Raw genomic sequence first — 16,722 nt, forward strand, 5'->3', positions numbered from 1 at the left:
GCGTCCGAATTCATTCGAATGAGCGAGCTAGGCCGACGCGGACATGCGCTCCCAGAGGGATTCGAACCAGCTCGCGATGCCGGCGACGAAGACCGACCCCGGTGAGTCCGGGTCGTCGTCCTTGACGTGGTGGGTGAGCGTGGCGCCGACGCCCAGGACGTCGTACGCGTCGATGGTGGCGCCGTCGTCCAGGACGATGGGCCGTTCGATCACCTCGTACATGCCGTGGAGGACCTCGCGGCCGTTGAGCATGTAGGCCTTGAAGGCCGGCGCCAGCGGGGCGACGCGGATCTCGCAGCGGACGGACGGGACCAGTCCCTCGACCGCCAGTTCGTTGAGGACCGTCCGCAGGGAGGCGGTGTGGGCGTCCGTGATGGCCCGGAGCCTGCCCTGCAACCGCGGGTTGTCGGCCGCCTTAAAGGCTCTCGGGTACGGCAGTTGCAGGCTCGGGGACGGCAGCAGGACGCGCAGCTTCACGCTCTCCGGCGAGATCACGCGGGCCCTGATCCGCTCGGCCTGGAGCCGGATGTGCGCGTCCAGGGACTCGGAGGTCAACGTGTAGACGTCCAGGGTGACTTCACCCTCCTCGAACGCCTCGCTGATGAGGGGGCCGAGGGTGATCGGGCGTCGCGAACGGGTGGCACGGGCGGTGGCGGACTGGATGCGCTGGTTCTTGACGACCCGGGCCGGAGTCCCCTGCCGGGCGTCGATCCAGCCCTCGGAGTTCAGTTCCTGCACGACCCGCTGGACAGTGTCCCTGGAGACCCCGAACTCCTGCGCCAACTCCCTTTGCGACGGCAGCAGAGAGCCCACCACGTACGTCCCGTCGGCCATCCGGACACGCAGTTCGTCGGACACCTGCCGGAACGCCTTGCCGTCACGTCCCCGGGGAGCGGTCATACGCCCTGACTACCGCTCGGGCGGAACGCACAAACCGCTTCCGGCCGACAAGCAGCCGCTTCCGGCCAGACAAGCAGGCAGACCAACCAGGCCGTTACTGGATCTAGTTGGCCGGGCATGCCTGCCGTAGTTCAGTCAACCAGGCAAGTGCATAGTCCAGTTGACTGGTTCGCCGCATGTGCCACAGGGGGTGGAACACGTGCTCATTCACCTGCTCGGCAGGGCCGTTGGACTGGACGACCTGCTGGACCTTGCCGGACCGGCCTCCCTGGTCCTGCACGTACTGAGGGGGGTGTACCGGCGCTGGACCGGCCGGCGGCGCGGGCGGCGAGTGGCCGGCGCCGCCCCGGCCGTCACCCCCGCACCGCCCACAGCACCGGCTCCAGTGAGGAGACGACGGCCTCCGCTCCGGATTTCCTCAGGAGCTCGGCCTTTTCTTCGTTGCGCGCGTAGCCGAGGAACGCGACGCCCGCGCTCAGTGCCGCCTCGTGGTCCGAGGGGGAGTCGCCGATCATCAGGGCGGTGGACGGCGCCGCCCCCATCGCCGTGAGGGCGCGGTGCAGGCAGTCCGGGTCCGGCTTCAGGCGGTGGAGGTCGGCCGTGCGGCCGTAGAGGTGGGGGGCGAAGCAGCCGAGCAGGCCCCGGCCGGTGAGGTAGTCGCGCACCACGCGCGGGGAGTTGTTGGTCGTGACCGCGAGGCGGGCGCCGACCGCCGTCCAGGTACGGATCAGCGGGTCCGCGTACGCCGTGGGCAGCGCGGTGCGGGCGGCCTTGGACTCCTCCCGGGTGAGCCGTTCCTCCAGTTCGGTCACCAGGTCGCTGCCCGGGTGGCGGCGGTCCACGGCGCGCAGGACGACGTGCGGGTCCAGGGAGTCGCGCTCGTCGGCGGTCAGCAGGCCGCGCAGCCCGCGTTCCTCCAGCCACCGCACCGAGTCCGCCGCCACGCGCTTCGCCGAGTGCCGCGCGAAGAGGCGGCAGATGGGCCCGTCGAAGTCCCAGAGCACGACCCGGGCGGCTCCGACCAGTTCCCGTACTCTCGCGGTCTCGGTCGCCGTCCCGGTCGCCGTCTCGGCCGCCGTCCCGCCCGCGGTCCCCGCGGTCGCCGTTCCGGTCTGCTTCGCGTCAGAGGTCACTAGGAGAGTGTCAGGTCCTTGGTGATGGTTTCCCAGAGGGCGTCGAACCACTTCTGCGATTCCGACACGAACGCGGCGTCCCGCTGGCCGGCCCCCTTGTCGAAGGAGAACAGCAGGGACTCGGTGCCCATCACGTCGTACATGTCGAGCATTCCGCTGTCGGACGGCTCCTCGCGCCGCGCGATCATGTAGTACGCGATCAGCGCCTCGGTGTCGTTGAGGAGGTACAGCTTCACCGGCGGTGTGAACGGCAGCGCGCGGAAGGCGACCCGGACCTCGATGCCGTGCGTGGCGCGCAGCGCCAGCAGGTTGTGCCGCAGGACGTGCCCCTGGGCGTTGCGCTGGGCCAGCCAGCGCGTGTGCACGGGGTCGGTGTCACCGTCCGCCTCGTCGGGGTCCACGGAGACGGGGAACGCGAGGTTGATCTTCCGCGAGGGCAGCAGGATGCGGGCCTCGATCGACTCGGGCCGGATGCTGCCCTCGTGGATCATGCGCAGCGGCTCCCCCAGGGCCAGCATCAGCGACTCGGCGGTCAGGCAGGCCGCGTCGATGCGCACGTGCTTCTTCGCCCGGAACGCGTCGCTCAGCCGGGGCGCGAGCCCGACCATGGTCGGCCGGGGCTCGTCCCATCCCGGTGCCGTCGGCGCGGCGATCCTGGGCGGGCTGCCCTTGCTCACGTTGGTGAGCAGGCCGTCCTCCTGGAGCGCGCGCAGCGCCTGCCGCACCGTGCCGCGTTCGACGCCGAACTCCTCCGCCAACTCGGCCTGGGTGGGCAGACGGTCGCCCGCCTTGAGGTCACCGTCGCGGATGCGTTCCCGCAGGGTGTCGGCTATCTCCTGGGACGAGGGTCTTCTGCTGCCGTTCACTGCTGCCACGTTCTCCTGGGTCACGACAAGACGCTACAACTCGGCTTCATCCATCCCCACCCATCTCCAGCCGACGCCATCCAGCCCCATCTCCCTTGTGTTGATGAGAACTTGTTTACGACTAGGTACCAACTGGGGACAACTTAAGTGTAGTTGGTTGCCAACTTGGTCGAGTTGGCGGAATTCTTCCCGCCGTTCTCCTCACCAACCCCCGCACATGTCGCATCGCCCCGATCGGAAAGAAGTCAGAAGAAGGGGGAACCATCGTGCCCGCCCTCGCTCTCCTCTCCGCGGTCCTGGTCGTCGCCCTGGAGCAGTACGTCCAGTGGAAGTACGGCGTGCTGGGCGCCACCGGTCTGCTGCTGCTCACCGTCGGCGTCAAGGCCCGCAATCCCACGGTCAGTTCGGCCGGTGCCCTGCTGCTGGCCCTGCTCGTGACCGGCCCCGCCATGTGAACGTGTCCGCCACGGACGCGGGGAGACGTCGGTCCGGCCGCCCGTCGCCGGCCTAGCCCGTCAGCGCCAGGTCCGAACTGATCGTCTCCCACAGTGCGTCGAACCACCGGTGGGACTCCTCGACGAACTTGGTGTCCCGAGGTCCCGCCCCGCGCTCGAACGCGAAGAGGGTCGACCTGGTCCCCTCCGTGTCGTACGTCTCCAGGTGGTCGTGGTCGACCTCCCGCTCGCGCCGGGCCACCGTGTAGTAGGCGAAGAGCGCCTCCGCGCCGTTGAGCAGGTACAGCTTCACCGGCGGCGTGAACGGCAGCGCCCGGAACGAGACGTGCACGTCGATGCCGTGCGTCGAACGCAGCGCCAGCAGGTTGTGCCGCAGCACCTGGCCCTGGGCGTTGCGCTGGGCCAGCCATCCCTCGTGCACCGGCTCGCCGTCGGCCTTGCCGTCCACCGGCACCGGGAACGCGAGATCGATGTGCCGGCTGGGCAGCAGCACCCGCAGATCGACCTTGGCCGGTTTCAGCTCCCCCGCGTGGATCAGCCGCAGCGGCTCGCCGATCGCGAGCCCCAGGGACACCGAGGTCAGGCACAGCGCGTCGATCGACACGTGCTCGGCGGCGAACGCCGCGGTCGTGCGGGACGCCAGCTCCACCATGGTCGGCTGCGGGGTCCCCGCGGGCCCGGCGGCCGGGCCGCCGCGGCCTCCCGCGACGGTCGCGGGGCTCCCCTTGGAGACGTTGGTGAGCAGGTGCTCGGACTGGAGGATCCGCAGCGCCTCCCGGACCGCGCCGCGCTCCACACCGAACTCGTCGGCCAGCGTGGCCTGCGTGGGCATGCGCTGACCGGGCCGCAGCCTGCCCGAGGTGATCCGGGCGCGCAGCTCGTCGGCCACCTCACGATGTGTCGGGAGGGGCTGTGGCGGCCTCTTCCGTCCATTGACGGAGGCGTATTCCGGGTCCACGGCGAAACCGTACAACTTCTCGCCAAGTTTGGGCAGTTCACGTGAAGGTGGTTATGAGCCGCTTCCTGGCGGAGATAACTACAACGAAGTTGGTGGCCAACTCTCACAACCTGGTGCGACTTCAGCGATGTTGGCACCAGGGTGACGGTTGGTGACCGTTGTCCCCGAGGGGACCGTCCTGAAGGGGGTCGTCGTGCCCGTCGTCGCAGCATTCGTCATCGTCGCACTCGCCGCCGTCCTGGAGCACTACACGCACTGGCGCTACGGCGCGATGGGCCTCGTGGCCCTGGTCGCCCTGATCGCCGGCCGCAGGGCCAAGGGACTGGCGATCGGCGGTATCGGGGCTGTGGTTCTGACGATGCTGCTCACCCAGCCCGGGTGAGCGGCGGCCGGTACGCCCCCGATCCGTCCGGCCCGAGCCGGGCTCCCTTCCGGAGGGGAGCCGGGAGCCCGTCGGGTCCCGAACCGCACAGCCACAACTGAACACGGAACACGCACGACAACGGAACAGCGACAACAGAACAGCGGCGGCCGGATCATCACAGCCGCGCCCCGACAGCCGCGCCCGGCTCATCAGACGTACCGGTCCAGAGGCACCCGCTCGGCCCTCGGACCCGGCACAGCCACAACCGAATACCGCACAGCCACAACCGAATACGGCGCTCCACCCGCGCGCACCGCGCGCGAGAACCACCGGCACAGCCACAACCGAACAGCGGCACACGGCACCACCGCGCTACGGATGCGCACCACCGCAACAACAGGCTCACCGCACAACAACCCATCGAACAGCCGCTGTTCCAGCCCTCCAGGCTGGAACAGCCGGCACCGGGAAGGAGCGGCGCGGACACCTCGCGACCGCGAACGGCATCAGAACATGTCCGGGCACCAAGGTCGCCGGGGCGTGTGCAGCAGGGCGTCGGCCTCACGGGCGGCGCCCGCTCGTTCTTCCCGGACCCGGTCCAGCGCCACCAGCCGGGTCACGGTCTCGTCGCCCAGCCACAGGGCGCCCAACTCCCCGACGTCCAGCGTGAGATCGGCGCTGCGCGTGGTCGGCGCGCACCTGCCGGTCCCGTCGGCCGCCGCCTCCAGCAGGAACCGTCCGCCGGCCAGACCGCCGGGGTCGACGACGTCGAGGACGAGGGCGCCGGCACCCGCGTAGGTCCGCGCCTCCAGCGCCCGGACGACGTCCAGGACCCGCACCCACAGATAGTCCGCCCGCGTGGTGACGCGGGCCGCGCGGGGGTCGGGCAGCAGGTGGGGCAGCAAATCGTCCGAGGCCCGGCCGTCGGTCTTGACCTTGGTGATCCAGTCGATCGAGCAGAGGTAGTGCCACAGCGCGCGCTCCGCGGCCGGGGTCACCGCGATCAGCCACTCGACGGTGGCCGTGTCGTGCGGCTGCTTGGCGACCCAGGTGTCGTCGACGGAGTAGGCCGTCATGCCCTGCACCTCGCCGTCGGCCGCCCGGTACACCGCGTAGTACGGCTCGGTCCACCGGCCGCTGTCCAGGCGCACCGTGCCGGTGGCGATCTGCCACCAGCGGTCGAGGCGGCTGACGGCGCCGTGCTGGATCCGGCGCAGCCGCTCGTGCAGTTCGGGGCCGGACTTGCGGACCTCGGCAGCGTCGACCAGGTCGATCCGGCCGCCGTCCACGGGCCGCGACCAGCGCGGGTCGAGTCCGGTGCGCGGCACGTCGACCGTCCACTCGGTGGTCGAGGCGGCGGGGCCGAAGCCGTAGCGGCCGTAGATGCGGTACTCGGCGGCGATGAGGGTGGCGACCACGTCGCCCCGCTCCTTCGCGGCGGCCAGGTCGCGGGCCATCATGCGGGTGAGCAGACCGCGGCGGCGGTGGGTGGCGGTGACGGTGACGTTGGAGATCGCGTCGGCGGGCACGGCCTTGCCGCCGACCGCGGTGATCTCCTGCTCGAAGGACCGGAAGGTCGCCACGCAGCGGCCCTCGTCGAACGCGCCGAGCGTCCGCTCGGGCACGACGACCGTGCTGCGGGCGGCCAGTTCGTCCGCGGACACGGCGGGCGAGCGCAGGAAACCCACGCTCAGCGCGCGGATCCAGTCGGGGATCTCGTCGGGCGTGACGGGACGGACGTCGATGTCGTCGCCGCGGGAGGCGCGGGCGTCGTGGGCGGGAGCGGCGGGGGCGGGGCCGGAATCGCGGGTCATGGCCTCACGCTAGGCGGCCGGACGCGGGGACTCACGTCCTTTTGCCCCCGCCCGCCCCCGCCAGGCACGCACGGCCACGGCCCCCGCCGCCCCCGCGCGGTCCGCGTCAGAACGCCGCGCGGATCTCCCCCACCTCGCGGTCGCCGCCGTGCAGCGGCGAGGTGCCGATGCGGGCGACCACCGGGGCGTCGACGCCGAGCAGCGACAGCGTGCGGGCCAGCACCGGGCCGAGCGCGCGGGTGGCACCGTCCTCGATCTTGAAGGCGAGCGCGCGGCCGTCGGGCAGGGCGACCGCCTGGACCGCCTCGGCGCCCATCTTCGACAGCGTGCCCGGCACCTCCCGCATCAGCCAGGTGTCGGGGCGCCGCGTGCCCGCGACGTACTCGGGGTGGGCACGCATCGCGTCGGCCACGCGGCGTTCGGCGGAGCCGGAGGCGGCGAGCACGAAGGAGCGGAACGCGCGGGCCAGGCCGGTCAGACCGACCGCCATCAGCGGCGCACCGCAGCCGTCCGTGCCGACCGCGGCGACGGGCTCGCCGGCCGCCTCCTCCAGCACCGTACGGATGAGGAGCTGGAGCGGGTGCTCGGCGTCGAGGTAGGTGTCCAGCGGCCAGCCGCGCTGCGCGCACACCGCGAGCATCGCCGTGTGCTTGCCGGAGCAGTTCATGACGATCCGGTCGGCCACGGCGCCCGAGGCCAGGTAGGTGTCGCGCTCGACCGGGTCGAGCGGCAGGTCGGGCGGGCACTGCAACTGGGCCGAGGTCAGCCCGTGCTCGGCCAGCATCTTCAGCACCAGGTCCCGGTGGAACGTTTCGCCGGAGTGGCTGGCCGCCGCGAGCGCCAGCCGCTCGCCCGACAGGTCGAGCCCGGCCCGCAGGATGCCGGCCGCCTGCATCGGCTTGTTGGACGACCGCGGGAAGACGGGGGCGTCCACGTCGCCCAGCGCCAGGTCGACCGAACCGTCCGCGGCCAGGACGACCAGGCTGCCCCGGTGCCGTCCCTCGACGAAGCCGGACCGCACGACCTCGGCGAGGACGGGCGGCGCGGCGGCCACGGCGGATTCGCCCTGGGTCGGGCTGGAGTTCGAGGACGCGGACATCGCGGGGGCCTTCCGTGTTCGGGACCGGGTCGCGAAGCACGGGCGCGTGCGCCGCGGATCACGCGTCGCACGCGGGCAGGCCGTCACATCAGCAGGTCGTCCACCTGTGCTTCCCCATCACGGTACCTGCGGGCGATCTCCGCGCCGCACTCGTCCGCCGTGCGCTGGAGGTGCTGGCGCCGCCGGGAAACCTGCTGCTCGTAGCGCACGAGGCGGCCCATCGCGGTGTTCAGCTCGGTGTCGGTGCGGGCCTGGAGGTCGGACAGCTCGACCTCGGAGAGCATCTCGGCGGCCAGCAGCCGGTACTCCTCGCCGTACGGGGTGCCCAGTGTCACGTGCCGCGCCGACGAGCGGTGCCGGGCGGGGGCGTCCGTGAGAATCTGCGGAAGCCGCTCCATCAGGGACAGGTCCCCCGGGGGTGCCTCCTCCGCCACCCCCGCGCCGTCCGCCCCGGGCGTCGCGGGCGCCCCGCCCGGACCGGCGAGGGCCGACGCCCGCGCCGTGCGCCCGCGCCGTGCGAGCTCGGCGCGCAGGATGTCGATGCGGCCCTGGAGCAGCCGCCGTACGTAACTGAGATCCGCCTCGTCGCGCTGGGCCGTACGGCGCAGGGCGCGCAGTTCGGGCAGCCGCAGCACGGGCAGCCCGGCCTCGGACCGGTGCGGATCCGCACCGGGGTGCGCCGGTGCCGGTGGTGCCGGTACCGGCGGTGCGTCGGAACTGTCGGAGCGCTGCGCGGGCGGTCGCTGGGCCTGCGTGCCGTGCACGCGGGTCAGCGGGACCGGTCCGGGCGGCTGCCCCGTACTCGGTGTGCTCATGTGCCTCAACCGTCCCCTCGACCGGCGGTGTGTGAGCATCGTGCCACCCTCGGTGGCCGCTATGTGACCGAGTGCCCCCGATCGGCCCCAGATGTGCGGTTGCGTGCCGAAAATCAACCCTGTACGAAACCGCCTCGAACGCGGGGCCCGACGCCCCGTCCGGCCCCGGTGCCCCGCACGGCATGATGGTGCGCATGCGAGCTGTGGTGCAGCGGGTGGACGGGGCGGACGTCGTCGTGGACGGCGCGTCGACGGGGCGGATCGACGGTGAGGGACTGTGCGTCCTCGTGGGGGTCACGCACGAGGACACGAAGGAGAAGGCGGCCCAACTCGCCCGCAAACTCTGGACGTTGAGGATCCTGCACGACGAGCGGTCGTGCAGCGACACGGGTGCGCCGCTGATGGTCGTCAGCCAGTTCACGCTCTACGGCGACGCCCGCAAGGGGCGCCGCCCCACCTGGAACGCGGCGGCGCCCGGCGACGTGGCCGAGCCGCTCGTCGAGGAGGTCGTCGCGCGGCTGCGGGAGCTGGGCGCGACGGTGACGACGGGCCGGTTCGGCGCCCACATGCGGGTGTCCCTGACGAACGACGGCCCGTTCACCGTGCTGCTGGACATCTGAGCCGGCGGGGCGGCGCCGCTCAGGGCTCGACGACGGTCTCCTGCGCCGCGGCCGTGTTCCCGGCGAGCAGGGGCGCGTCCACCGGGACGTTCCGCTTGACCACGGCGAGGGCGACCGGGCCCAGCTCGTGGTGGCGGGCGGACGTGGTGATCACGCCGATCTTCCGCCCCTCGGCGCCGTCCGCGGCCACCCGGATCTCGGTGCCCGGCGGCGGCAGGTGCACGTCGCTGCCGTCCAGGTGCAGGAAGACGAGGCGGCGCGGGGGCTTGCCCAGGTTCTGCACGCGGGCCACGGTCTCCTGCCCCCGGTAGCAGCCCTTCTGGAGGTGCACGGCGCTGCCGATCCAGCCCAGCTCGTGCGGGATGGTGCGGTGGTCGGTCTCGAAGCCGAGCCGGGGCCGGTGGCCCTCGACGCGCAGCGCCTCGTACGCGAGGGTGCCGGCGGCCGGGCCGTGCTCCGCGGCGAACGTCTCCAGGTCCGCCCGCGGCAGGAACAGGTCGCGGCCGTGCGCGGTCTCCCGGACGACGACGCCCTCGGGGACCTCCGCGATCGAACCGGCGGGCAGGTGGACGAGGGCGAACTCGTCGGTGCGGTCGGCGACCTCGACCCGGTAGAAGAACTTCATCGACTCCAGGTAGGCGATCAGCGCCTCCTGCGTGCCGGGCTCCACGTGGATCCACGTCGTCGTGCCGTCGTCGACCAGGTACAGCGCGTGCTCGATGTGGCCGTTCGCCGACAGGACCAGCGCCTCGGTGGCCTCGCCCACGGGCAGCTCGCTGACGTGCTGGGTGAGCAGCAGGTGCAGCCAGGCCAGCCGGTCCGAACCGGAGACGGTGATGACACCGCGGTGCGAGAGGTCGACGAAACCGTTGCCGTCGGCGAGGGCGCGCTGCTCGCGGAACAGGTCGCCGTAGTGGGCCGCGACGCCGTCGTCCACGCCCTCGGCGAGGACGGCGCCCGGCAGGGACAGCAGGGGGCTCTTCATGGACCCAAGCCTACGACTCGGCAGTTGGCGGCCGGGCGGCCGAGGGCCCGCCGGACGCGGACCCGTCCGGTGCGGCCGCCCCGGGTGCCGTCTCCTCGCCCGCGGCCTCGGCGGGCGGGTTCTTCAGCGCGCACTCCGCGCACCGGCCGAAGATCGCGAAGTGCCGCATGTCCGTCTCGAAGCCGAAGTCCGCGCGGAGCTTCGCCGTGAACTCGGCGGCGACGTCCAGATCGGCCTCGATGACGTCGGTGCAGTCGCGGCAGACGAGGTGGAGATGGTGGTGCCGGTCCGCGAGGTGGTACGTCGGGGCGCCGTGCCCGAGGTGGGCGTGGCTGACGAGCTGGAGCTCCTCCAGGAGTTCCAGCGTGCGGTAGACGGTGGAAATGTTGACCCCCGACGCCGTCCTCCTCACTTCCACGAGGATGTCGTCGGGGGTCGCGTGCTCCAGGGTGTCCACGGCTTCCAGCACGAGTTGCCGCTGCGGGGTCAGCCGGTAACCGCGCTGCCGCAGATCGCTCTTCCAGTCGGTGCTCACCACACGGGAGAGTCTAGGACGACTCCGGTGCCCGCCGGACGGGCGAGCGGCCTACTTGAAGAAGGCGATGCCGTCGTCGGGCATGTCCTCGGGCAGTGCCTTCGCCCAGCGCTCGACGTCCTCGGGGGTGACGACCTTCTTGAGCTGCGCGGACATGTACGGGCGCAGCTCCACGTCGGGCGTCTGCTTCTCGCCGACCCACATGAGGTCGCTCTTGACGTAGCCGTACAGCCGCTTGCCGCCGGTGTACGGCGCCGAGCCGGCGGTGCGGGCGACGGCGTCCGTGACCAGGTCGATCTGGGGCTGCTTGGCGGCCAGTTCGCCGTACCAGATCTCGATGACACCGTCGTCGCGGGTCATCGTGACCTCGACCTTGCGGTCGTCGTCGATGCGCCAGAAGCCGGACTCGGTCTCCAGCGGCCGGACCTTGTTGCCCTCGGCGTCCAGCACCCAGGTACGGGAGTGGTACTCCAGGAAGTCGCGGCCGTCCTGGGAGAACGTGACCTCCTGGCCGAAGTTGCACTTCTCGGAGCCGGGGAAGTCGTGCACGCCCGCGCCGGCCCACGTACCGAGGAGGAACGCGAGCGGGACGAGGCCCTTGTTGAGGTCGGACGGGATCTCGATCATGAGCAGCTCTTCGTCGTTGCGTCGGGGGATCGCGCCGGGCGGTCGGTCAGCGCTGGCCCTGGTACAGCTTCTTCACCGTCAGCCCGGCGAAGGCGAGCACGCCGACACAGACCAGGGCCAGCAGGATTTCGTAGAAGATCTCCACGGGGGTGCTCCTCTGATGAGCGGGGTGTCGCGGAATGCGCACACAGGACCGGGCCTCAGTTTACGCGGCCGGGGCCCGGCCCTCCGTGCGAGGTGCGCTCAGCCGAGCAGCTCGCTCTGGAGCGTCACCGTCTGCTGGAACGGCACCTCCTCGGCGCCGCCCTTGCGGGACTGCACGACGAGGGCGACGACGTCGCCGGCGGTGAGGTACGCCTGCCGCGACTGCGTCGCCCCGTAGGGCTTCGCCTCGGCGTACAGGCTGCGGTCGACTCCGGCGACCGTCGAGGACTCCGGGAAGCTCTCGTCGGCCTTCATGTCGGCGGCGCCCTTCAGGGCCAGCTCGGGGCTGTCGTAGCTGGTGAGGTACTCGGACTCCACGCTCTGCGCGACGGCCCCGGTGTCGAACTGGAGCAGGTAGATGCCGGTGCGGGTGCCGTCGGCCGCGGTCCAGCCGGTCGCCGCGATGTGCCGCACGGCGTTGTCGGTGAGCGCGGTCCGCAGGGTGTCCCGGTCGTCCTCGGACGCGAACTGCGCGAGGAAGTCCTTCGTCGGCAGCCAGCCGTCCTGGCCGCGCAGCGACGTGTCGGCCGTCGCGCCCGCCGGGGCGGCGAGCAGCAGTTCGCGCAGGTCCGCGTAGTGGACGTTCGCGAGGTTCGACGGCGCGAAGGCCCGCGGGCTGCCGGAGGGCAGCGGCGGCCGGACGATCTCCGGGTAGTCCCAGCGGCCGTCGGAGACGGTCGCCAGACCGGGTACGTCGGTCCGCTCCATCCGGGTGATCCCGTACGCCACGGACGCCCCGACCGCGGCGAACACCACGACGGCGGCGGTCCAGCGCAGGGCCGCGCGCAGGACCCGGCGGTCCTTCTTCACGCGCGGCACGTCGGGGAGGTCCGGCAGAACGGGCGGCACGGGCGGGGGCGGCCCCGCCGGCATCGGGGGAAGGGCGGCCGCCGGAGCGGTGCCCTCCGGGGCGTCGGCGGCGGGGACGTCGGCCGCGACGTTGTCCGCCGGAACGTTGGCGGCCGGAACGTTGGCGGCCGGAACGTTGTCCGCAACGTTGGCGGCGGGGGCCTCCTCCGCCGTGGCGGGGGCGTCCAGGTGCGCCGGGGGCTCGACCGCCTGCGCCGGGATCACGGGGACCTCGGCGGTGGCCGGCTCGGCCGGGGCGTGCTGCTGCTCGGTCATACGGACTCCCCCGGGTCGCCGATGTGGTCGAGCTGGGCGGTGACGAACTTGCCGACCAGGCCGCTGTCGAAGTGCTCCATACCGGCCGCCGTGATGGTGACGAGGACGTCGCCGGAGTAGGCGGAGCAGAACATGTCGATCTGTTCCACGTCGTCCTCCTTGGGCGTGCGGAAGCAGCGCGCGTCCGGGTGGCCCTTGATCTTCGGGCCCTCCTTGAGGACGCCCAGGGCGGCGAAGGCGGCGTTCTGGTTGGCCGAGTTGGACTTCGCGTCGTTGTGGGTGGCCATCTGCGTCAGGACGACACTCGCGGTGAAGCCCTTGTGCGCCAGGTCCGTCGTGGCGTCGTCGGAGATGTAGCTCCGCATCGCCATGCCCTTGATCTTCTCCTTGTCGATCAGCCGCTCCATCGCGCGCCGCATCGAGGTCGGCAGCGAACTGACCGACTCCTTGCGCAGCGCGGTGGCCTCACGCCCGTTGAACTCGGCGTCGGAGCCGTACTCGCCGAGGTCCGGGCCCTGCGCGTAGGTGTCCGCCTCCCACGGCAGCATCAGGGCACGCAGGCCCTTGGCCTCCGGCTCCTTCTCCTTGTGCGCGGCGGGCAGTTCGAAGACGGGACGGCCCGCGTCCACGTCGGCGTCCTGGACGGTCACGACGGTGTACCCGGCGCCCGCGACGACGGCCGCCAGCAGCAGGACGGACCCCGCGACGGCGGCGGCACGGCCGCGGCGCAGGCGCTTCCTGGCGGGGGCGGGAGCAGGGGACGCGTCGTCGGCGACGGCGTCGGCGGGGACGGGGACGGGGACGGCGTCCGCCCCGAGGGGGGCGCCGTCCTCGGCGGTCCCGGCCGCGGCGGGGCTCACGGGAGCCTCCGGGTTCACGGGCGTCTCGGCGGCCTCGGGGGGCTCGGGGGCCGCGCCCTCGGTGGTCGGAGGGGTCACCGCGCCGGGGGTCTCCGGGTGTTCGGACTCGACCGGGTTCTCGCTCACAGTTTCGCCGCCTGCCGCTTGGCCAGGTCCAGGATCTTCGCCTTGGGGACCGGCTTCGTGTCGTAGACCCAGACCTGCATCGCGATGTCGCCCCGCCACGCGTACGCCTCGGCCGAGTACATGGGCAGGTAACCGGCCTTGGTGTCCGGGGTGTTGTGCACGAACGCCATACCGTCGCCCGTGCCCGGGATCGACCAGCTGTCGGTGTCGGCGTCCTCGCTCCGCCAGGTCACCTCGTCCGCCGAGCCCTGGCCGGCGGCCAGCGTCTCCACCTGGCGGTACTGGACGAGGTTGATCTCGACGATCTGGTAGCCGGACTTCCACTGGGCCACCGCGCTGCGGCGGAACTCCTGCGAGGCCTCGTTCTCCCAGTTGTAGGTGCCGTCGCTCCACAGGTCCGCGTAGTCCTCCAGGGTCAGCCAGCCGTCGGAGGACAGGCCGTTCGGGACGCTCTGTGTTCCCTTCGGCTTCTTCAGGAGGAGGTCGCGCAGGTCGCCCTCGGTCTTCACCTGGTGGTCGTGCGCGGCGGACGCCTTCTCGACCTCGCCCTTGGCCTGCTTGACCACGGGCTGCGAGAGCGGCGGCAGCTTGGTGGGTTCGCGGTCGGCCTGCACGAGGTAGCCCGTGCACGTGCCCGCGACGACACCGAGCACCGCGGCGGTCGCGACGAGCAGGGTCGTCCGCAGACCGCGCCGGCGCTTCGGGGCGGCGGGTGCGCCCTCCCCGGTCTCGCCGGTCTCGCCGGTCTCGCCGAGGTCGCCGCGGGCGTCCCCCAACTCCCCCTCAGGCTGCGCCACTTCGGCAGGCGCAGGCGCATTGTCGGACGCCTCGTCAGCTTCCGGCTTTTTCGGCCCTACGGGCTCTTCCGCCCCTTCGGGTCTTTCCGCTTCCTCAGGACTTTCCGTGACTTCCAAGACGTCCCCCCACAGAACGGGAATCACGCATTCCGTATGCGTGCTCCAAGGAGACTCATGATCCATACACAGGGTTGCGGGGCAACTTGATTACGATTCGGTCATGGCGAAAAAGCTCGTGATCAAGGTGACGGCGGGAGCCGACGCACCCGAACGCTGCTCCCAGGCGTTCACGGTGGCGGCGGTGGCCGCGGCAAGCGGGGCCGAGGTCTCCCTGTGGCTGACCGGGGAGTCCGCGTGGTTCGCACTGCCGGGACGGGCGGCGGAGTTCCAACTCCCGCACGCCGCACCGCTTCCCGATCTGATCGACACCATCCTGGCGACCGGCCGCGTCACCCTGTGCACCCAGTGCGCGGCCCGCCGGGACATCACGGAGAAGGACGTACTGGAGGGCGTACGCATCGCGGGCGCCCAACTCTTCGTCCAGGAAGCCCTGTCGGACGACACCCAGGCCCTCGTGTACTGATCCGTCAGCTCAACCCCGGCACGGAGAGCGGGAGTTGACGGATCGTCATGCGCGACGGGGTGGCACGTCCCCCTGCGGCTGGAAGTCCGCGAGGCGGGCGGCGCCGGCAGAAGGCGGCCGCGGCCCGGGATCCGGCTCGGGCCCGGTGGACGGCGGCCGCGTGCGCACCGCCCTACCGCCGACGCTTACGGCCGTCCAGCTCGTCCCACCAGTCGTCGGACTCGGGGTCGCCGGACTGCCGCTCGTCCCACCAGCGGTCCTCGGGACCCTTGCGGTTGGCGATCATGGCCGCGACCGGCGGGATCAGCATCGCGAGGACGCACATCCCGACCGCGGCGGGCACCGACCACAGCCGCACGACGCCCCAGGCCAGGACGAACAGCCCGACGCACGTGCCCATCATGGCGAAGTACACCCGTCGGCGTCGTCCGTACATGGCTCCAGCGTAGGCCGGGGTCCCGCTCCCGTGCAGGTGGAGATACGGCCGACGGGCCGCACCCCGGGTGTGGAACCCGGAGTGCGGCCCGTCGTACGGTCCCGGCCCGCGCGCGGCCTCGGTCAGACCGCGATCGCGACCTCCGCGAGGCCGCCCTGCTGGGCGACCACGGTGCGGTCGGCGGTGCCGCCGGGCACGAGCGCCCGCACGGTCCAGGTGCCCTCCGCCGCGTAGAAGCGGAACTGGCCGGTGGCGGAGGTCGGGACCTCCGCGGTGAACTCTCCGGTCGAGTCCAGCAGACGGACGTAGCCCGTCACCGGCTCGCCGTCACGGGTCACCTGCCCCTGGATCGTGGTCTCGCCGGGCTTGATCGTCGAGGCGTCCGGGCCGCCGGCCTTCGCTCCGCACATGTGGTTCTCCAGAGGTCTTCGGGGTCGAGAGGGGATCGGTCGCAGACCGGTTTGCCTACTTGGCCGCGCCGAGCTCGATCGGCACGCCGACGAGGGAGCCGTACTCGGTCCAGGAGCCGTCGTAGTTCTTGACGTTCTGGACGCCGAGCAGCTCGTGCAGCACGAACCAGGTGAGCGCGGAACGCTCACCGATGCGGCAGTACGCGATGGTGTCCTTGGCCAGGTCGACCGACTCGGCGGCGTAGAGCTCCTTGAGCTCGTCGTCCGACTTGAAGGTGCCGTCGTCGTTGGCGTTCTTCGACCACGGGATGTTGCGGGCGCTCGGCACGTGGCCGGGGCGCTGCGACTGCTCCTGCGGCAGGTGGGCCGGGGCGAGCAGCTTGCCGGAGAACTCGTCGGGCGAGCGCACGTCGACCAGGTTCTGCGCGCCGATCGCGGCCACGACGTCGTCGCGGAACGCGCGGATGGACGTGTCCTGCGGCTTGGCGGTGTAGGTGGTCGCGGCGCGCTCGGGCACCTCCTCGACCAGCTCGCGGGCGTCCAGCTCCCACTTCTTGCGGCCGCCGTCGAGGAGCTTGACGTTGTCGTGGCCGTACAGCTTGAAGTACCAGTACGCGTAGGAGGCGAACCAGTTGTTGTTGCCGCCGTAGAGGATCACCAGGGTGTCGTTGCCGATGCCCTTGGCCGAGAGGAGCTTCTCGAAGCCCTCCTGGTCGATGAAGTCACGGCGGACCGGGTCCTGGAGGTCCTTGGTCCAGTCGATCCGGATCGCGTTGCGGATGTGGTTCTTCTCGTAGGCGGACGTGTCCTCGTCCACCTCGACGATGGCGATGCTGGCGTCGTCCAGGTGGTCCTGGACCCAGTCGGCGTCTACCAGGACGTCGCTGCGGCTCATGCGCTTTCTCCTCCGGGGCAGGTACGGCGGGCGTGCAAAGGGGTTCAAGAGGGGCGCGGGTACGCGGAGCACTGCGGGGCGTACGCGGCGCGGGGCGGCCTGCGCGGGCCGGCGG

The 16,722-nt window shown here is 71.7% G+C and carries 20 protein-coding genes; 4 read left to right on the top strand and 16 right to left on the bottom strand.

The annotated features are described in order from the left end of the window. Nucleotides 1–27: 27 nt before the first annotated feature. The 3 genes from ACFZA0_RS13750 to ACFZA0_RS13760 all read right to left on the bottom strand — a co-directional run bounded on the left by ACFZA0_RS13750 (nt 28) and on the right by ACFZA0_RS13760 (nt 2,899). Nucleotides 28–900, bottom strand: coding sequence for a GntR family transcriptional regulator (locus tag ACFZA0_RS13750; protein ID WP_391015174.1), 873 nt, complete (start codon nt 898–900; stop codon nt 28–30). Nucleotides 901–1,253: 353 nt separating this feature from the next. After that, entirely contained in the window at nt 1,254–2,084 is an 831-nt protein-coding gene (locus ACFZA0_RS13755; protein WP_391015176.1) for an HAD family hydrolase, read from the bottom strand. Then, nucleotides 2,033–2,899: a GntR family transcriptional regulator gene (locus tag ACFZA0_RS13760; protein ID WP_391015385.1), complete on the bottom strand. Its 867-nt coding sequence runs from the start codon at nt 2,897–2,899 to the stop codon at nt 2,033–2,035. The genes ACFZA0_RS13755 and ACFZA0_RS13760 overlap by 52 nt, the downstream gene beginning before the upstream one ends. Nucleotides 2,900–3,165: 266 nt before the next feature. On the opposite strand from ACFZA0_RS13760, the gene ACFZA0_RS13765 reads away from it, so the two are divergent. Then, complete coding sequence (locus tag ACFZA0_RS13765; RefSeq protein ID WP_391015179.1) at nt 3,166–3,354, top strand: hypothetical protein; 189 nt, start codon at nt 3,166–3,168, stop codon at nt 3,352–3,354. Between the two features lie 52 nt (nt 3,355–3,406). Here the strand turns inward: ACFZA0_RS13765 and ACFZA0_RS13770 are convergent, their stop codons facing one another. After that, nucleotides 3,407–4,327: a GntR family transcriptional regulator gene (locus tag ACFZA0_RS13770; RefSeq protein WP_391015182.1), complete on the bottom strand. Its 921-nt coding sequence runs from the start codon at nt 4,325–4,327 to the stop codon at nt 3,407–3,409. A gap of 136 nt (nt 4,328–4,463) precedes the next feature. Between ACFZA0_RS13770 and ACFZA0_RS13775 the strand changes: the two genes are divergently transcribed. After that, complete coding sequence (locus ACFZA0_RS13775; RefSeq protein ID WP_391015184.1) at nt 4,464–4,694, top strand: hypothetical protein; 231 nt, start codon at nt 4,464–4,466, stop codon at nt 4,692–4,694. A 488-nt stretch (nt 4,695–5,182) separates the two neighbouring features. Here the strand turns inward: ACFZA0_RS13775 and ACFZA0_RS13780 are convergent, their stop codons facing one another. The 3 genes from ACFZA0_RS13780 to ACFZA0_RS13790 form a co-directional block, all read right to left on the bottom strand. Then, nucleotides 5,183–6,490 carry a GNAT family N-acetyltransferase gene (locus ACFZA0_RS13780; RefSeq protein WP_391015186.1) on the bottom strand — a complete coding sequence of 436 codons (1,308 nt, stop codon included), beginning with the start codon at nt 6,488–6,490 and terminating at the stop codon, nt 5,183–5,185. 106 nt (nt 6,491–6,596) lie between these two features. Continuing rightward, nucleotides 6,597–7,589 carry an asparaginase gene (locus tag ACFZA0_RS13785; RefSeq protein ID WP_391015188.1) on the bottom strand — a complete coding sequence of 331 codons (993 nt, stop codon included), beginning with the start codon at nt 7,587–7,589 and terminating at the stop codon, nt 6,597–6,599. An 83-nt stretch (nt 7,590–7,672) separates the two neighbouring features. Next, a complete protein-coding gene (locus ACFZA0_RS13790; protein WP_391015191.1) occupies nt 7,673–8,404 on the bottom strand; it encodes a hypothetical protein in 732 nt (243 codons plus the stop codon). A 194-nt stretch (nt 8,405–8,598) separates the two neighbouring features. On the opposite strand from ACFZA0_RS13790, the gene dtd reads away from it, so the two are divergent. After that, entirely contained in the window at nt 8,599–9,024 is a 426-nt protein-coding gene (gene dtd, locus ACFZA0_RS13795; protein WP_391015192.1) for a D-aminoacyl-tRNA deacylase, read from the top strand. A gap of 19 nt (nt 9,025–9,043) precedes the next feature. Here the strand turns inward: dtd and ACFZA0_RS13800 are convergent, their stop codons facing one another. The 6 genes from ACFZA0_RS13800 to ACFZA0_RS13825 form a co-directional block, all read right to left on the bottom strand. Continuing rightward, on the bottom strand, nt 9,044–10,009 hold the full coding sequence (locus ACFZA0_RS13800; protein ID WP_391015195.1) for a YgfZ/GcvT domain-containing protein: 966 nt from the start codon (nt 10,007–10,009) through the stop codon (nt 9,044–9,046). Nucleotides 10,010–10,019: 10 nt separating this feature from the next. Next, nucleotides 10,020–10,547: a transcriptional repressor gene (locus tag ACFZA0_RS13805; protein ID WP_391015196.1), complete on the bottom strand. Its 528-nt coding sequence runs from the start codon at nt 10,545–10,547 to the stop codon at nt 10,020–10,022. A 48-nt stretch (nt 10,548–10,595) separates the two neighbouring features. Then, entirely contained in the window at nt 10,596–11,171 is a 576-nt protein-coding gene (locus ACFZA0_RS13810) for a heme-binding beta-barrel domain-containing protein (RefSeq protein WP_391015199.1), read from the bottom strand. Nucleotides 11,172–11,414: 243 nt separating this feature from the next. Then, a complete protein-coding gene (locus tag ACFZA0_RS13815; RefSeq protein WP_391015389.1) occupies nt 11,415–12,248 on the bottom strand; it encodes a hypothetical protein in 834 nt (277 codons plus the stop codon). 248 nt (nt 12,249–12,496) lie between these two features. Next, nucleotides 12,497–13,486: a hypothetical protein gene (locus tag ACFZA0_RS13820; protein ID WP_391015201.1), complete on the bottom strand. Its 990-nt coding sequence runs from the start codon at nt 13,484–13,486 to the stop codon at nt 12,497–12,499. Next, nucleotides 13,483–14,283 carry a hypothetical protein gene (locus tag ACFZA0_RS13825; RefSeq protein WP_391015203.1) on the bottom strand — a complete coding sequence of 267 codons (801 nt, stop codon included), beginning with the start codon at nt 14,281–14,283 and terminating at the stop codon, nt 13,483–13,485. The genes ACFZA0_RS13820 and ACFZA0_RS13825 overlap by 4 nt, the downstream gene beginning before the upstream one ends. Nucleotides 14,284–14,503: 220 nt before the next feature. Between ACFZA0_RS13825 and ACFZA0_RS13830 the strand changes: the two genes are divergently transcribed. Further along, nucleotides 14,504–14,866 carry a DsrE family protein gene (locus ACFZA0_RS13830; RefSeq protein WP_391015205.1) on the top strand — a complete coding sequence of 121 codons (363 nt, stop codon included), beginning with the start codon at nt 14,504–14,506 and terminating at the stop codon, nt 14,864–14,866. Nucleotides 14,867–15,038: 172 nt separating this feature from the next. Here ACFZA0_RS13830 and ACFZA0_RS13835 read toward each other — a convergent pair whose 3' ends face one another. From ACFZA0_RS13835 to ACFZA0_RS13845, 3 genes are all read right to left on the bottom strand, one after another. Further along, on the bottom strand, nt 15,039–15,302 hold the full coding sequence (locus ACFZA0_RS13835; protein WP_391015208.1) for a DUF3099 domain-containing protein: 264 nt from the start codon (nt 15,300–15,302) through the stop codon (nt 15,039–15,041). Nucleotides 15,303–15,424: 122 nt separating this feature from the next. After that, entirely contained in the window at nt 15,425–15,712 is a 288-nt protein-coding gene (locus ACFZA0_RS13840) for a DUF1416 domain-containing protein (RefSeq protein WP_004986406.1), read from the bottom strand. A gap of 55 nt (nt 15,713–15,767) precedes the next feature. After that, the gene (locus ACFZA0_RS13845) at nt 15,768–16,607 is read right to left on the bottom strand and encodes a rhodanese-like domain-containing protein (RefSeq protein WP_391015209.1); all 840 of its coding nucleotides are present in this window, start codon (nt 16,605–16,607) and stop codon (nt 15,768–15,770) included. Between the last annotated feature and the right edge of the window lie 115 nt (nt 16,608–16,722).

The organism is Streptomyces sp. NPDC008150 (assembly GCF_042956945.1).
GTDB lineage: Bacteria > Actinomycetota > Actinomycetes > Streptomycetales > Streptomycetaceae > Streptomyces.

What these genes read in the sequence shown, in the direction of transcription:
- dtd (WP_391015192.1), top strand. Translation starts at nt 8,599, where the DNA reads ATGCGAGCTGTGGTGCAGCGGGTGGACGGGGCGGACGTCGTCGTGGAC.
- ACFZA0_RS13830 (WP_391015205.1), top strand. Translation starts at nt 14,504, where the DNA reads ATGGCGAAAAAGCTCGTGATCAAGGTGACGGCGGGAGCCGACGCACCC.
- ACFZA0_RS13785 (WP_391015188.1), bottom strand. Translation starts at nt 7,589, where the DNA reads ATGTCCGCGTCCTCGAACTCCAGCCCGACCCAGGGCGAATCCGCCGTG.
- ACFZA0_RS13750 (WP_391015174.1), bottom strand. Translation starts at nt 900, where the DNA reads ATGACCGCTCCCCGGGGACGTGACGGCAAGGCGTTCCGGCAGGTGTCC.
- ACFZA0_RS13840 (WP_004986406.1), bottom strand. Translation starts at nt 15,712, where the DNA reads ATGTGCGGAGCGAAGGCCGGCGGCCCGGACGCCTCGACGATCAAGCCC.
- ACFZA0_RS13780 (WP_391015186.1), bottom strand. Translation starts at nt 6,490, where the DNA reads ATGACCCGCGATTCCGGCCCCGCCCCCGCCGCTCCCGCCCACGACGCC.
- ACFZA0_RS13800 (WP_391015195.1), bottom strand. Translation starts at nt 10,009, where the DNA reads ATGAAGAGCCCCCTGCTGTCCCTGCCGGGCGCCGTCCTCGCCGAGGGC.
- ACFZA0_RS13815 (WP_391015389.1), bottom strand. Translation starts at nt 12,248, where the DNA reads ATGCCGGCGGGGCCGCCCCCGCCCGTGCCGCCCGTTCTGCCGGACCTC.
- ACFZA0_RS13810 (WP_391015199.1), bottom strand. Translation starts at nt 11,171, where the DNA reads ATGATCGAGATCCCGTCCGACCTCAACAAGGGCCTCGTCCCGCTCGCG.
- ACFZA0_RS13845 (WP_391015209.1), bottom strand. Translation starts at nt 16,607, where the DNA reads ATGAGCCGCAGCGACGTCCTGGTAGACGCCGACTGGGTCCAGGACCAC.
- ACFZA0_RS13790 (WP_391015191.1), bottom strand. Translation starts at nt 8,404, where the DNA reads ATGAGCACACCGAGTACGGGGCAGCCGCCCGGACCGGTCCCGCTGACC.
- ACFZA0_RS13835 (WP_391015208.1), bottom strand. Translation starts at nt 15,302, where the DNA reads ATGTACGGACGACGCCGACGGGTGTACTTCGCCATGATGGGCACGTGC.